Origin of the sequence: Aeoliella sp. (genome assembly GCF_965227375.1) — a bacterium.
Lineage (GTDB): Bacteria > Planctomycetota > Planctomycetia > Pirellulales > Lacipirellulaceae > Aeoliella.
This window is the reverse complement of the sequence record NZ_CBDDFX010000002.1, coordinates 1,797,735-1,812,575: the sequence shown is the minus strand read 5'-3', so window position 1 is coordinate 1,812,575 and position 14,841 is coordinate 1,797,735. Positions and strand designations below refer to the sequence as shown.

The 14,841-nt window shown below is 55.8% G+C and carries 9 protein-coding genes; all 9 read right to left on the bottom strand.

What is annotated here, in order from left to right:
- Window positions 1-168: 168 nt before the first annotated feature.
- Window positions 169-2,202: an FAD-dependent oxidoreductase gene (locus ACQK2L_RS20205; protein ID WP_425398852.1), complete on the bottom strand. Its 2,034-nt coding sequence runs from the start codon at window positions 2,200-2,202 to the stop codon at window positions 169-171.
- Window positions 2,129-3,127, bottom strand: coding sequence for a hypothetical protein (locus ACQK2L_RS20200; protein ID WP_425398851.1), 999 nt, complete (start codon window positions 3,125-3,127; stop codon window positions 2,129-2,131). Before ACQK2L_RS20200 ends, ACQK2L_RS20205 begins: the two co-directional genes overlap by 74 nt.
- A 58-nt stretch (window positions 3,128-3,185) precedes the next feature.
- On the bottom strand, window positions 3,186-4,433 hold the full coding sequence (locus ACQK2L_RS20195; protein ID WP_425398850.1) for an aromatic ring-hydroxylating oxygenase subunit alpha: 1,248 nt from the start codon (window positions 4,431-4,433) through the stop codon (window positions 3,186-3,188).
- Between the two features lie 52 nt (window positions 4,434-4,485).
- The gene (locus ACQK2L_RS20190; RefSeq protein ID WP_425398849.1) at window positions 4,486-6,483 is read right to left on the bottom strand and encodes a (Fe-S)-binding protein; all 1,998 of its coding nucleotides are present in this window, start codon (window positions 6,481-6,483) and stop codon (window positions 4,486-4,488) included.
- Window positions 6,480-7,454 carry an electron transfer flavoprotein subunit alpha/FixB family protein gene (locus tag ACQK2L_RS20185; RefSeq protein ID WP_425398848.1) on the bottom strand — a complete coding sequence of 325 codons (975 nt, stop codon included), beginning with the start codon at window positions 7,452-7,454 and terminating at the stop codon, window positions 6,480-6,482. The genes ACQK2L_RS20190 and ACQK2L_RS20185 overlap by 4 nt, the downstream gene beginning before the upstream one ends.
- Before the next feature lies 1 nt (window position 7,455).
- Window positions 7,456-9,114 carry a choline dehydrogenase gene (betA, locus tag ACQK2L_RS20180; RefSeq protein ID WP_425398847.1) on the bottom strand — a complete coding sequence of 553 codons (1,659 nt, stop codon included), beginning with the start codon at window positions 9,112-9,114 and terminating at the stop codon, window positions 7,456-7,458.
- The gene (gene betB / locus ACQK2L_RS20175; protein ID WP_425398846.1) at window positions 9,115-10,554 is read right to left on the bottom strand and encodes a betaine-aldehyde dehydrogenase; all 1,440 of its coding nucleotides are present in this window, start codon (window positions 10,552-10,554) and stop codon (window positions 9,115-9,117) included. It lies immediately after the preceding gene.
- Between the two features lie 598 nt (window positions 10,555-11,152).
- Complete coding sequence (locus tag ACQK2L_RS20170) at window positions 11,153-12,892, bottom strand: endonuclease/exonuclease/phosphatase family protein (protein WP_425398845.1); 1,740 nt, start codon at window positions 12,890-12,892, stop codon at window positions 11,153-11,155.
- 29 nt (window positions 12,893-12,921) lie between these two features.
- Window positions 12,922-14,442 (bottom strand): tetratricopeptide repeat-containing sulfotransferase family protein, encoded by a 1,521-nt coding sequence (locus ACQK2L_RS20165; protein ID WP_425398844.1) that lies wholly within the window; start codon window positions 14,440-14,442, stop codon window positions 12,922-12,924.
- Window positions 14,443-14,841 lie beyond the last annotated feature (399 nt).

Below are 14,841 nucleotides of genomic sequence, written 5' to 3'. Positions count from 1 at the left end.
CTCACGTTGGTTCTTGCTGCCACTTGCCTCACGCCAAGGAGCGAAGGCGCAAGGCAACAGCGCAACACTCCTTGGCGTCTTTGCGCCTTTGCGTGAGAAGTTGCTTCCGAATTCTTGCGAATCCGGCTACCTTGTATCAATGCCACAGATATGCAGCAATGCTCTGTTTCACTCGATTGCTCGAGCAAACTGATGTCCCTCCAGGATCGCATGCTGCAATGTCCGCGGTGCGAAAGCGTCTCCGATTGTTTGGACAGTGACTCCCCGCTCGCGTACCGGTGCGGACAACTCGTCAAGGCTAAGGCCACCGTAAGCATAGACGAAACCGTCGTAAGGTCCGACCCGGAAGAGTTCGCCTGTCCATTCGTTGGTGGCAATGCAACAGCTGTCTTCGAGCCGTACGGCTTTGAGGTGATGAAAGAACTGGATTCCCTGCTTGAAGAGCCTTGCAAGCAACGGAGGCCGCGTTGTCGCGCCGAGGAAGTTGGCGATCGTTTCCTGGCTGGTGATCATATCGACTTCGTGCCCCTTTTCCAGCAGGAATGCGGCCGTCGTGGGACCTTGATGAGCGTACTCTTCATCGATCACAAGCAACGTTTTCCCCAGGTCGCTGCATTCGCCAGAAAGCACGTCCCAGGCGCTGACGATTTGGTGGTTCTCGGTTCCCTCCAGTCCGTGTGGCCGAGCGACGGCCCCAGTGGCAACCAACACACAATCAGGTTTCAGCTCCATAATCTGGTTTGCATCCGCCGGTGTGTTCAGGCGAATGTCTACGCCCAGTTTTTTGCACTGTCGACCAGACCATCGAGTCGCGCCATCAAAGTCCTGCCTAGAAGGAGCGCGTTTGGCGATCAGGGTCTGCCCACCTAGTTCGCCGGTTTTCTCGAGTAACGTTACGTGGTGCCCCTGAGCTGCGGCCACACGCGCTGCTTCCAAGCCGGCAGGTCCGCCTCCAACGACGACGACCCTCCTCGGAGATTGGGTTGGTGGTAGCGTCGCCCACTCTGCCTCGCGGCCGATCACCGGATTCTGAACACAGGTCACTCCCCGGCCTGTGTAGATCCGGTCAATACACCCTTCGTTGTAACCCATGCATTGGCGGATATCGTCCTGTTGTTCCATGCGTGCTTTATTTGGCAGGTGCGGGTCGGCAATTAAAGCCCGATTCATGATCACCATGTCTGCTTCCCCCGCCGCCAGTATCTTATCGGCTTGCACAGGGTCGACGATCCGTCCGAACGTGATCACAGGAACGTCAACGACCTTGCGAATGCTCGCGGCCAGATAAGTATACAGGCCTAGTTTGAAGCCCATGTTGGGTACAGCTGCCGCTTCGCCCACGAACGTTTCAGCCGTACCCCCGATCACATTGAAGTAATCCAGCAGTTTTAGCTCGCTCAAGCGTCCGCAGATCTCTTGCATCTGACTGTTATCGAGCCCTCTCTCGGTCAAATCATCTCCGGTTACTCTCGTACCGATGATAAAGTCGTTTCCGACCCGTTCTCGCACGGCCTCCAAGACGCGAATGCCGAATTTCATTCGGCTCTCTAGACTGTTCGCTCCATAGCTATCATGTCGTTCGTTAGCGTTGAGTGTCCAGAACTGGTCGATTAGGTGACAATGACTTGCCATGATCTCGCAACCATCGAAGCCTCCTTGCTGCAGGCGATGAGCTGCAGTTGCAAATGCTTCGACGATTTCGTCGATCATCTCTGGTTCCAGAGGATGAGGATTCTCACGGTGATTCGGCTCTCGCACATCGCTTGGCCCGTACATGCGGTTCCAAAGGTCGATGCTGCGCCCGCGGCGGCCGCGATGCGTAATCTGGCAGCACACCGGCACATCGTATTTGTGCATCGTATCACTAAACACTTGAAGATGCGGAATGACGCGGTCGTCAAACAACTCGACTCCATTCCAATCGCGAGCCGTAGAACTGGGATGCACGCTGGCTGAGCCGAAGCACATCATGAACCCAACGCCACCAATTGCCTTTTCTTCGTAGTAGCGAGTCTCTCGCGCGCCCGGCATGCCATCTTCTGCCAACGCGTCGGCATGTCCCGAGCAGCAGATGCGGTTCTTAATGGTGCGCGGGCCAATCTTGATTGGTGTAAACAGATGCTCAAATTCAGCCATCGAGTGAATCCCTGTTTTCTGATAGGGTAAACGGTCCACGTTGTCCCGCCGGCCGATGCGTGCCAAGAACACGTGGACCACGTGGGAGCTTCCCAGTCGCGCAATGCTGTTGCCTAACATATCGCTGCGGCCGCCGATGTAGACCTTTCATATTGCGACTGACGCTTCGCGGCACGCGCACTCCAGTTGCAACTCGGGAATTGATCGGCTTCGCGGAAGGCATGTCAGTTGCTGTTGTCGGGAGTTTTGCAAAAGTCGGTTCGCCGTCATCGGGAATGCTGCTGGCGACAAAGCCGTGGTGTGCCAGAAACCGGACCAGATGCTCGGCACATAGCTCGGCGGAGCCTGTCACGACGTGCTGAGTGTCGCTTGGTGAAGAATCATCGAGACCAAATGCATCGAACATCCTGCTGCGTGCTTCACCGCCGGTTTTGCTTGCCAGCCCAACGGTTTTGGAACGCAGCCGGACGGATTCCCAGGCAATCGGGAGCTCTTTAGAGTCGGTGCCTAACTCATCGGGGACGCTAACGCGACTCTGTCGGTAGTGGGAGATATACGTGGGCGGCTGAGCGTCTTCAGACAGCATCAGTACAGCAGGCCCCGAGAGGACATAGCACTCTCTAGCACCTCGCCCCAGGTCGCGGATCACTTGAAGCTCATCGCCTGCCCATTCGATTTGCAGGACATCGAGGATAAGAGTCGCGCGCTGCTTCTTGGCCAGGCGCGCCGCACTCAGTTCCCCATCGATGCCAGCTCCGCCACGTCCCATCAAACAAATCGGCGCAGTGCATTCGTCGAGCGAGCCCGCGATGCTTGTGCAACCCGCTGCAAGCGCATAACGCAGTGCGGGGTCGTCGCCAGCTGGATTGCAGACGGTAACGTGGCTGAAGCATTGGACAGCGAAGGTTGTGGCAGAGCGATCCGAGGCGTTGAGCAACCCATCGACGCAGCCCACAACAACCCAGGCACGGCGTTCCGGTCGTTCATGCATTTCGGTACGCCCAGGTGTTTTTACTATCACGGCAATCAGGGAAGGATGAAACGGACTCTCACGCATCGCCAGGGGGAATGTGCTCGATCCCCAGCATGCGATCAATCACCATGTTCTGAAAGCGATGGACTGGCTCTTCAAACTCGTAGCACATTCGTCCGCCTTGATAAGCTGACGACGTAAGTCCCTGCTGGACGCGTTGAACGATGTCGACATCCTGCAGATTTACCAAGTCCCAGAACTCCATGATATGGTCCAACTGTTCCTCATTGTCGGGATCTTCTAGGATTGAAGGGTGCACCAACATGTCCATATGTTCAAGGGTTATGGCGGTGTGTTCGGGGCGGAACAAAAGCGTGAGGAGATGGTTTGGGAAAACCCAAAGAGCGATGTTGGGAAACAGCATGATGAAGTAGACTGACTCCGCCTCAGTCGCATTCAGACCGCTGAACGCCGGCAAGTCAAGGCGAACCGTCTCCGGGTCGACCGTCAGTGGCGAAGTACACATGCCGGTGTACATCCCGGGCCCCTGGAACCGATGGTGGTTGTCGAAACCAGATACGTTGCACAGCTCAGGGTGCACAGTCGGCAGATGATAGTACTCCATGAAGTTTTCGGCTACGAGTTTCCAATTCGCTGCGATCTTGTACTCTTTCCGCCTTACCAACTGAAGCTCCTCCAGCGGGTAGCGACAAAAACGCTGCGGCAGGTCGCCCAACCATTCTTCCAGGGGACGAGCGTCGCCCGAAAGATTGACGAAAAGCAGTCCTCCCCAGGTATCCAAGCGAACTGGCAACAACCCATGGTCTTCCTTACAGAAGTCGCCCTCGGCTTCGGCGCGATTTCGGAAACGCTCCAGTGCCTGAGGTGGTACGTCTAGTCCCTGAAAATAAGGTGCGCCGAGCAGGCGTCCATCTAGGCTGTACCCCCAGCTATGGTACGGGCAACGAATCACCGAGCAATGTGTCGATTTGGAGAGTAGTTTGACACCCCGATGTCGGCACACGTTGTAAAATGCGTGAATCTCATTCGTCTTGTCGCGTGCAATCATCAGCGAGTCGTGACCAACACTCACCACGGTCACATCACCGGGCTCACGCACCTGACTGACGTAGCCTACACACTGCCAGCTCCTGTGCCACAATCGCTGTGCCTCGAGCTGGTGGAAATCGTCGCTCCGGTAGGCATCTGGTATCAACGTCGTAGCCTTGTCGACCGGTAGACGTGTCAAACGATAGGTTTCGGGATCCAAGTAGGCACACTCACTGCCATTGAGGTGATCTTCTGAATAAGAGTTCGCCTTCATGTTCCTCAATCTCCTGAAGGTGGCAAGCACCAAACAACAATTAAGAGTCCCATCAGAGACCCTCGGCTTGCACGATTAATTCGGCCAAATCCAATACTTCCATATTGTCATCGGGGAGAGTCTGGCACCCCGCCCGAAGCATCACTTTACAGAACGGACACCCGGTGACGACCGTGTCGGCACCTGTGCTAGCCGCTTCTAGGCTCCGCTGATTTTCGATTCGCTCATCGCCTCGGATGTCCAACCACAGGCTACCACCGCCGGCTCCACAGCAGAACGAGTTGCGCCCGTGACGGGGCATTTCCACGTTGTTTACGCCATTGATGGCCTCAAGGACCTTTCGCGGCGACTCGACCTCTCCGTTGCCACGACCGAGGTAGCAGGGATCGTGAAAAGTGGTGTTTTTCTGGACTCCCGCCGTCAGGCTGAGTTTACCTTCGGCGATCATTCGCTCGAGAAACTGACTATGGTGCTCCACTGCGAAGGGAACATCAAGTAGTTCTGGGTACTCGTTGCGAAAGCTGTTAAAACAATGCGGGCATTGGGTCAACACCCTGACTACTCCATGTTTACCCAACTGGCGCGCATTGAGTGTGGCAAGTTGCTGGAATAGACCTTCCTCCCCCATACGTCTTGCTGGGTCCCCGGTGCAGCGTTCGCGATTGCCCAGCACGTGGTAGTCTATCCCCAGGTGATTGAGGATTTTTGTCATGGCACGGCTGACGCCCTGGCCATCCGGGTCGAAGCTTCCAGAACAGCCAACCCAGTAGAGCAGTTTGATCTGTTGATCGGGCGCGGCGACCGGCACGTCGAGGCCGGCCGCCCAGTTCATACGATCGGCATTGGGCCTATTGAAAGGATTATACCGCTCGGCAGTGCCGTCAAAGCAATCAACCGCTGCGGTAGGCACGGCGCCCGCCTCAACCCGACCACGGCGCAAATCGACGATCTTGTTGTAGATGTCGATGCCTACGGGACAAGCTTCGTTGCACGCGCTGCAAGTGGTGCACGACCATATCACATCGTCGTCGATGCTTATTGTGCTTTCGCCACCGTTGGAGTTCACAAGAGCACCTTCACTGCGCATTGCCTCACGGACACCCAGGACAACATCGCGCGGCTGGAGTGGTTTACCGGCACTTTTTGCCGGACAGACTTCATTGCACCGGCCACAAGTGGTGCAAGCATCTGCTTGCACCAGGTCCAACCACGTTAGCTCTTGCCAGGATGATGCTCCGGGCGAGGCCTGGTTCTGCGCAGGATCGGTCAGTGGAACCACCTGCAGCGACGTGCGCGGTGACTCGGACCGAAGCACCCAACTGATTGGCCCAAGGAGCATGTGCGAAAAGAACCGCCACGGCAACAGCGCGAAAAAGGCAACACACAAACCTGCGTGCAGCCCCCACAACAGCCGGTGCATGCGTAGCGCGGAGTCTCCGGCTACGCCTATGGTGTTGAGACCATTGGCAATGAAGTAGCCAACTATGCTCCATCTTTCGAAGGCGGGTTGGTCGACCGCTATTCTCGAACCTTCGAGCAAGAAGCCGCTTATTCCAATCGCCAATAGAAGCCAAGCCAATGCACTTACGTAGGCCCTTTTCAACAGGCGGCTTGTCTCTCCAAATAACCGGCGGTAGATGAACATCAGCAAGCCGGTGACAAACGCCAGCCCACCGAGGTCAATAATCAAGGACGCGATCTGGTAGAAACGACCGTAGTAGAAATGAAGCGGAGTGTCGTGCTCGAGGAACACTAGACAGGTTCCCCAAAACAACACCAGGAATCCGTAGAACACTAACAGGTGAGCCACACCGGCAAAGGGATCCTGCATCAGCTTGCGATGAAAGAACGCCCGCTTGAGCAAATCAGCTAGCGCCCGAGGCACCCTGCCCGCTTGGACCTTGCGGCTGCTTCGGTACCGACGTATTCGCTGCACCAAAGCGAAGCACGTCCACACGATTGCCAGCGTCACCGCAACGTAGAAGCTCACTACCAACCATGCGGGTACATTTCCCATGATCTGTCGAGTTTGCAACATGGCGTCGTTCATCGAGCTTCCAGCCTCCGCAGTGAATGCTCGAGAACGTCGTGCAGGTCGGCAACCAGCCCCAGATGAGCCGATGCCATGATGGGTGCGTCGCCGTCGGTATTGATCGCAATTACCTGCTTGGCTTGCGCCATGCCCTGTAGGTGATGGCTAGCCCCGCTGATTCCGCAAGCGATATACAAATCGGGTTCAACCGTTTTGCCTGTCTGGCCGACCTGCCGCTCGTGCCCAATCCACCCCATATCCACAGCCTTGCGACTCGCAGCGACCCCCGCGCCGAGTTTGTTGGCGAAGCGATGAAGGAGATCGAACCCGGCCTTGCTACCCAGTCCGTAGCCGCCAGCGACGAGCCGACTGGCGTAACGAATGTCAACTGTCGCTGGGTCAGCAGCTATCGTGTGCGAAGGGGGCGGAAGTTCGGTAGCCTGTGGCAATTTGAGCTTCAGCCACTGCCCAGTGCGTTCGGCTTGCCCCGAGCGGGGCTCCGCCACGCCAGGATTCATAGTGATTACAACCGGTTGGCTCGACTCTACCATCACTTGGCATGCACGCTTCCCCGTGTGGTCGAGACGAGTGATTGCAATCCAGCCATCTTGCCAAGCAACCAGTAGTGCGGGGCTGACAAATCGCCAAGATTGTTCGGCGGCAAGCAGTGCTGCCCATTCGCGAGAGGCCGGGTCGCCACCGGCAAACACTAATACCGGTGGTACGTGTAACATGACCTCCTGGGCAATGCGAATTTTCTGCTCAACGCTAACCGAATGATCATCGCCGCCAGCTTCAGCCAGTACTACCAGATCCGCCCCACCCTGGATCATTCGCTCTGCCTGCTGCTCGCTGCCTCGCATCAGCAGTACTCCCACCCTGCAACCCATGCTGTCGGCGAGATGCCGTGCATCGCCCAGTCGTTCGCAGCACGCATCGCATGGCGAGTCGTCAATCACCCAGATTCGTAGGTCTTCGACATTTTGCATGCTAAGACGTAACCTTCTCGATGCTGGAATTCGTTCGGACATCGCGTCGGAAAAAGCCGACGTCTTCTGCAGGCAAGGCTTTATTCCCTAGAATGGCGTCGCTCGCCTTTTCTGCAATCATCATGACGGGGGCATAGATGTTGCCGTTGGTGATGTAGGGCATCACAGATGCGTCCACGATCCGAATACCACTCAACCCGTGCAGCATGAATGTCTCAGGATCGACCACTGACATCTCATCGACACCCATTTTGCAGGTGCAACTGGGATGCAGGGCTGTCTCTGCATCTCTGCGAACCCAATCGAGGATTTCATCGTCCGTATTTATACCAGGGCCCGGAGAGATCTCGCCTCCGTTGAACGGATCGAAAGCCCGCTGAGCGAGAATCGCTCGCGTGGCTCGAATGGCTTCAACCCATTCGCGTCGATCCTGGTCGGTCGACAGATAGTTAAAACGCAGTCGCGGCTTGGATGTCGGATCGTCTGACGTGATCGATACAGAACCTCTCGCATCCGAATACATTGGGCCGACGTGCACCTGGTAGCCATGCGTGCTGTGCGGAACCGAACCATCGTAGCGAACAGCCAAGGGCAAGAAGTGAAGCATCAGGTTGGGGTAGGTCACGCTTTCGTTGCTGCAGATGAATCCTCCCGCTTCAAAGTGATTGGTCGAGGCGGCACCGCTGCGAAACAGTAGCCACTGCATCCCTAAGCCGGGCTTGCGATACCACTTAAGATACGGATTCATCGACACCGGCTGATTGCACTGATGCTGGATGTACACTTCAAGGTGGTCCTGCAGGTTCTCACCTACACCGGGCAGGTGATGAGCCACTCGGATGCCAAGTTTTTCCAACTCCGAGGCATTCCCAATCCCGGAGAGCTGCAAGAGCTGCGGCGAATTGATCGCACCAGCTGCAAGTATCACTTCGCCCGCCGTGTATTGACTGTCACGACATTGGACACCCGCCACGCGATTCCCTGAAACCAACAAGTGAGAAACCTGGACGCGGGTCTTCACTGTTAGATTCCTGCGATGCATCACAGGATGCAGATACGCTCGGGCGGCGCTCCAGCGTCGCCCGCGATTGATGTTGCGGTCGAACAGGGAGAATCCATCCTGCTTGAAACCGTTGACGTCTTTGGTGGTCGAGTGACCAGCCTGCTCGGCCGCCGCGAAAAAAGCAGCAAAGAGTGGATTTACGCCGGGTCCGCGTTCCAGAGTTAGCGGCCCCTCGACCCCGCGGTAGGGGTCTCCGCCTGCCGAGCAGCTTTCCATTTTTTTGAAGTACGGCAGGCAGTGCGCGTAGTCCCAGTGGCTCATGCCGGCATCGTTCGCCCAACGCTCGTAGTCCATAGGATTACCGCGTTGGAAGATCATGCCGTTGATGCTGCTCGACCCCCCCAATACCTTCCCCCGTGCATGATAAATACGGCGACCATGCATGTGCGGCTCGGGATCGGACTCGTAGCACCAATCGTAATTCTTGTTGCCAATAGGAATAGTGAGCGCGGCAGGCATGTGGATGAAGACATCCCACCAGTAGTCCGGCCGTCCCGCCTCGAGAACCAACACTCGGGTGTTGGGGTCTTCGCTTAAGCGGTTGGCCAATACGCATCCAGCCGATCCGCCTCCTACAATGATGAAGTCGTACCGCAATCAAAGATCTCCCGTTTCGACGTAAACCGACTTAAGCTGCGTGTAGTGCTGCAGCGCCCATTCGGAATTCTCGCGCCCAAAACCAGACTTCTTGTATCCACCGAAGGGGATTTCGACCGGGGTAATGTTATAGGTGTTTATCCAGCAAGTTCCAGCTTGTAGTTGCGCAATAACCCGATGGGCTCGATTTAGATCCTGTGTGAAGACTCCGGCGGCCAAGCCATACTCGGTATCATTTGCACGGCAGATCACTTCCTCTTCGGACTGGAACGTAAACAGGCACAAGACAGGTCCGAATATCTCTTCGCGAGAAATCGTCATCTCGTCGTGGCATTGATCGAAAACAGTTGGAGCAACAAAGTTGCCCAGAGTTCCCACTTGCGTGCCTCCAGAGCGCAGGACTGCACCTTCCTGCAACCCGAGTGCGATGTACTCCAGGACCCGCTGCATGTGCTCCGGACTGACCAAGGACCCAACGTCTGTACTGTGATCGAGTGGGTCGCCTACCTTCAGAATTTCGGTGGCTGCCAGTAGTTTCTCCAAAAACTTCGGCTTAACCGACTCGTGCACGAACACCCGAGTGGCGTTGGAGCAGATCTCGCCCTGCGTATAGAAATTGGCCAAAAGCGTTGCCTTGACAGCATTGTCCAAGTTCGCATCCTCGAAGACGATGAGGGGAGACTTTCCACCGAGCTCGAAAGTCAACTGCTTCAGCTCGCCGGCTGCGGACGACATGATTCTCTTGCCTGTCGAAACACCGCCGGTGAGCGAGATTTTTCGAATTCGCGGATGCTTGACAAGCAGTTCGCCAGTGCGATGGTCTCCCAGCACGACATTGAAGACTCCGTCTGGTACCCCAGCGTCTCGGAAAGTCTTGGCAAGTTCGATGGCCGTGAGGGGAGTCAATTCGCTCGGTTTAAAGATCATCGCGTTGCCTGCGGCCAGGGCCGGCGCAGCTTTCCAGCATGCGATCTGCAAAGGGTAGTTCCAAGCGCCGATCCCTCCCACAATGCCAATCGGTTCCCGAAGTGTGTAGGCGAAATTTTCTCCTAATTGGCAGAATTCGCCCTTGATGGTTGCCGCGAGACCCGCGAAGTACTCGATCGCATCAGCCCCCGATTGCACGTCGACTATCTTTGCCTCGGCGATGGGTTTACCAGTATCGTAAACTTCAAGTTCGGCCAGTTCATCATTGCGGTCTCTCAACAGCGCCGCCGCGCGTTGCAAGATTCGCCCACGCTGAGATCCAGGATAGGACGCCCACTTTCGCTGTCCATCAGAGGCCGAAGCCACAGCCGCCTGCAATTCCGCATCCAGCGCAACGTCGAAATCGCAAATCTTTCGATTCTTAGCAGGGTAGTAAGTGGATAGCGACTCGTCGTTCGAGGAGGAATGCTCCCGACCGTGGATAAAACTCGAGAGCCGTGGTCGCTCGATCATGAGTCGTGTCCCCACTGAAGTTGGGGAAGCATGTTGATTGGGTGGGGTACAGAATTCATTCAATAGTTAGCGCACTGCACACAATACCAGTCGCCAGGATTTGGAAGCAAGCAGGGACGATGGCCGAAGTGGCAGTTTGCTCCAACTCTACCATGGGTATGATATCGCGAGTTCTTGCCTCACCGACCAAAGCACTTGTTTGAATAGCTAACTCTCCAAGATCGCAGACTGCCCGAACTGTGCTGCTGACTTGTTCACAACCGTCCATCTTCGCGGAAGTATCTACTTCGAACAACGAACTAATGCGCAGAACGTTTGGCAAAAAACACGCCCCGTAACAGGCGGGAAGCCATCGAAGTATTTGACTGCAATGCCAACGGAGAGATGCGTGTGACATGCACTCGTCGGTGTGCCTTCCAGTCAACTCTCGCCGGGCAACAGGCGTCTGTGCAATTGCAGTTTTACGTTACTTGCTGCAATTCAATTGGTCGACGAGCGAACGTGGGCTCGAGAGACAGATGTTGGCGTTGAGACGATTGAGGTACTAAACGACTGGTGTGCCTTGGGTGCGATATTGGAAGAGACTTTTTTATTTCTGCTAGTTTGATTCGCTTATAGGAGCATCGGGGGCGACTCTGAACTTTCCACCATCGCTGCCCGATGGCGTCAGTGACATCACAGCGACTACAGGGCGGTGGTCGGACGCGAGCGACTCCTCGGCCACCACAGCGCCTTGCAGATTCCAATCATGTTTACGATCCACGAACAGAAAGTCGATTTCTCGCTCTGGGGCGTTCGCAGGCCAGGTGGCCTTATTCATGCCGACTTTCTCCGCTTCTCTGAAGTTCTTTTGGATCATCTTCAGAGTCCGCGACCCAGGTCGATCATTGAAATCGCCAATCAACAACAGTGGAGTATCGTACTCGTTCAGCGAGTCTCGCAACGCTGTCGCCTGCTTCCAGCGAAAGCTATCGTCACTCACCCAGTCGAAGTGAATATTCACGACCGTCAGAGTGCTCCCGTCAGGAAGTAGCACTTCAACTGCCAGAGCTACACGAGGTTCGTTGCCCTCCGGGAGCGGTACAGATCGTACCTGCTGAATTGGATAGCGAGAAAGCAACCCGATTCCGTAGCGACCCTCGTCCAGTGGCATGAACGGGGCGAAGGCTGCATGCATCTGCAATCTGCTCGCTAGTTCGCGCATCATATTCTGCAGCCCGCTACGACCAACATTCATGTCGACTTCCTGCAAACCAACGATGTCGGCGTTCAGGTTACGGATGGCGTCTGCGGTTCGCTTCATATCCGTCTTGCCATCCATGCCAAGACCGCGACGGATATTGTAAGTTGCCGCCCGCACGGCGTGAGCGGTCGAAAGAGGTGCATTACCGCCAGTCCGAAATGAAGTCAGAACGGCCGCATGGTCCGAAGGAAATCCATCGGGGTGGTTCCGCAATATCTCGGCCTCGTTGCAATGCCATTCGGATGCCTTATAGTAAACGAAATCGATACGGTCCTGTTGTTGCTCCGGGAATCGCGGTGTCCAAGTCGAGTCCTGATGACGGTCGACTAGAGGGTGCATCTCGCGATAAGCATCGCGAAATCCAGCACTTGTGAGTACTTGGCTCGTGGGCCATGCCACAGTATTGCCGAATTGGTCTTCGTTCACCGCGGTGTAGTCCAGGTGCGACATGGAGTTGAAATCTCCTGCGACGATAATTCCAACACCCTCGTATTCACTGCCACTTAGCCGGTCTTGAATCAAGCTCCAGATGCGTTTCAAATCGCGGTCCGACGGTTCGCACACCGAAAGCCACTCTGATATATCGGCTTGTTCGCGGTTGCCAGGAAGCCAGATATCACCATTAAACGGTAGCCAGATCGAATAAAAGGCAACGCGCTCGCCAACTGGTGTTTCGATCAACGCTCCGACGCACTTGAAATCCTCGAAAACTGAAATGTCTTCTACGATTGGATGGCGACTTAGAATCGAGACATTTGTGCCTCGTGGATGGAAGTGAAAGCCTAGACGCTCGGCGATTAACTTGCCCGATCCATAAGTTTCCTGCAGGGCAATTAGATCGGCCTCGCTCTCTTGAATCACATCGGCAACGCGTTGAGGTCCTAGTTGATCTCCGTCCTCGCGGCCTCCGTGCCAGATGTTCCACGTTAAAACGCGGAACTGTGGCCCGGGGCGCCCGTCCGCGGCGCACGCAACAGTGTGATCCGCGTGCCCGGAAAGGAAACACCACGCAATCAAGCAACTCGCGATAACGTTTGATGCAGAGTAGCGAGCACACCAACAGGCCTTGGATATCAATCGCCACTTGTATAACACTACGGGTATCCTCGTTTCGGAAAAGAATCTCAGGAGTAGCCGAATTCGCGAATGAACGGGGTAAGAGTTTCAAACGCTGGAGCGAGAAACTCCTCGTAATTTTTCCACCGGTTGATCGCACCTTGATGCAACGGTTGTGCAACCGCTTCGTACGTGGGACTGGTGACCATTTTGTCACGACCAAGTCGCTGGCGATAGTTAAGCACGTCGTCATTCCACTCCAGCCCCAGTAATTCAAGCGCCCGTTTTGCTTCCCTGCCTGCGTCCGCTACGGTGTCTTCGTAGCGGACCTCACACCACGGGGTTTCGATCAACTCGCGCATCCGCAGCCACGCTCGCATGTCAAACGCATACTTTTCCGCTGTGCGCTGAGGGGACATGAAGTGGACACTGACCGAGTTCAGCGGCAAGTAACGCAGGTAGCAACTAAGCACCACGTCGCGGGGATCCCGCAATGCGACGATCAGACGTGAGAAGGGAAAAAAACGGAGCAACAAAGGTAGGGTGAGGTTATACGCAGGATTCTTGTCAAGATGGATTCTGCCATTGATCTTTTCACCCAGCAGATATTCCATCGCCGGCAAATATCGCTCGCGTCCTTCTTTCAACTTTCGTGGAGTGAGCTGATTTAGAAGGTCGAGCAGGGGCGTGCTTCCTTGACGGAAGACGACTTGTCGCATCAGTTCCCGGCCTATGTAGTCCCGTTCCTCTGAACTGACGAGATCAGGGTGCGCGTCCAACAATTGCTCCAGAAGGGTCGTTCCTGACCGCGGGAACCCGGTGAGTACCGCAAGCCGGATCTCGTCCTGGCCCTCGGCCTCGTTTCGCCACTTTCGCAAATCTTGCCGTGAAAGATCGTTGAACAGTGGCCGTATCCGCTGGCGGGCCTGCTCAGCTGGTTTGAGGAAGCGCTCTTCTCGCATCATCTGCAATTGTTTGCATTTCCGGATGGCGTCCACTGCACCCGCATAATCACCTTGGCCATCCTTCATCAAGGCGATCTCGCCCCACGCTTGCGCAGCCCACTCCGACTCCGGGGCATGATTGATCAGTTCGCGGAAGGTCGCCTCAGCAGATTCCAGATACTTGCTTCGGCGCTGGATGCGTCCGCGGACCAGCCAGACTAAGGGGGCATCATAGCCGCTGCTTACCGTCCGCTCGATAAGTTCCGACGCCTCGTCTAGGCGATGAGCACTCTCGTACAATGACGCCAACTCCATCCAAGTGGGCGGCGCCGAACTCTCGATGCTAGCTGCTTTCTCGAAACAGTCGATCGCACGGTAGGGTAGTCGAAGATGGCCGAAGGTTTCGCCAATGTAATGGTGTACGCCTGGGTGATTTGGCGCCCGCAGTATAAGCTTTTCGTGCACTTCCTCCATCCGCTCGAACTGGAACAATTCCGCGTGAGCCCGTGCGGTCAGCACGTAAGTACGGACGTTGTTGGGCTCCTGGCGAATGGCCTCGCGGTAAAGATCGAGGGCATCGGCATGGCGCCCCGCGCGTAAGAGGTTCTGTGCGGCAACTAAGCGAGGCGACTGAGCGTCGATCAATACTGCTTGGCGGGATCGCGTGCTCGCAGCGCGAGCCGACTTCGAGGTGCGAGATTTTTTCCTCATGGTCAGCTGATTCTACCGTAGCACGATCGGAATTTCACCGATTTAACCGAAAAGATGATACTCTGTTTCGCAGGGGAACCTCGTCGAAATCTGTCTCGCTGCCGAAGATACATCATTTGGGCTACACGCGTTCGCTTGCCAACGCCCCCAAAATGGCGCCAAGCGAGCCGTTTCACCAACCTGCCTGAACACTGAACCAGTTGTGGCCACTTAGCCGTCGGTTTCTCCGGGAAATCCCTCCTATTAGAGCGAAATAAGTACGACTTGCGTGGCGATCGTAACTAATCTGCGGGCGGCCCCAATCGCTCTTAGTGGATTTGTCGTTCTCGGTGG

Excerpts from the sequence above, each read along its gene's own strand:
- ACQK2L_RS20200 (WP_425398851.1), bottom strand. The coding sequence starts at position 3,127 with ATGCATGAACGACCGGAACGCCGTGCCTGGGTTGTTGTGGGCTGCGTC.
- ACQK2L_RS20195 (WP_425398850.1), bottom strand. The coding sequence starts at position 4,433 with ATGAAGGCGAACTCTTATTCAGAAGATCACCTCAATGGCAGTGAGTGT.
- ACQK2L_RS20190 (WP_425398849.1), bottom strand. The coding sequence starts at position 6,483 with ATGAACGACGCCATGTTGCAAACTCGACAGATCATGGGAAATGTACCC.
- ACQK2L_RS20185 (WP_425398848.1), bottom strand. The coding sequence starts at position 7,454 with ATGCAAAATGTCGAAGACCTACGAATCTGGGTGATTGACGACTCGCCA.
- betB (WP_425398846.1), bottom strand. The coding sequence starts at position 10,554 with ATGATCGAGCGACCACGGCTCTCGAGTTTTATCCACGGTCGGGAGCAT.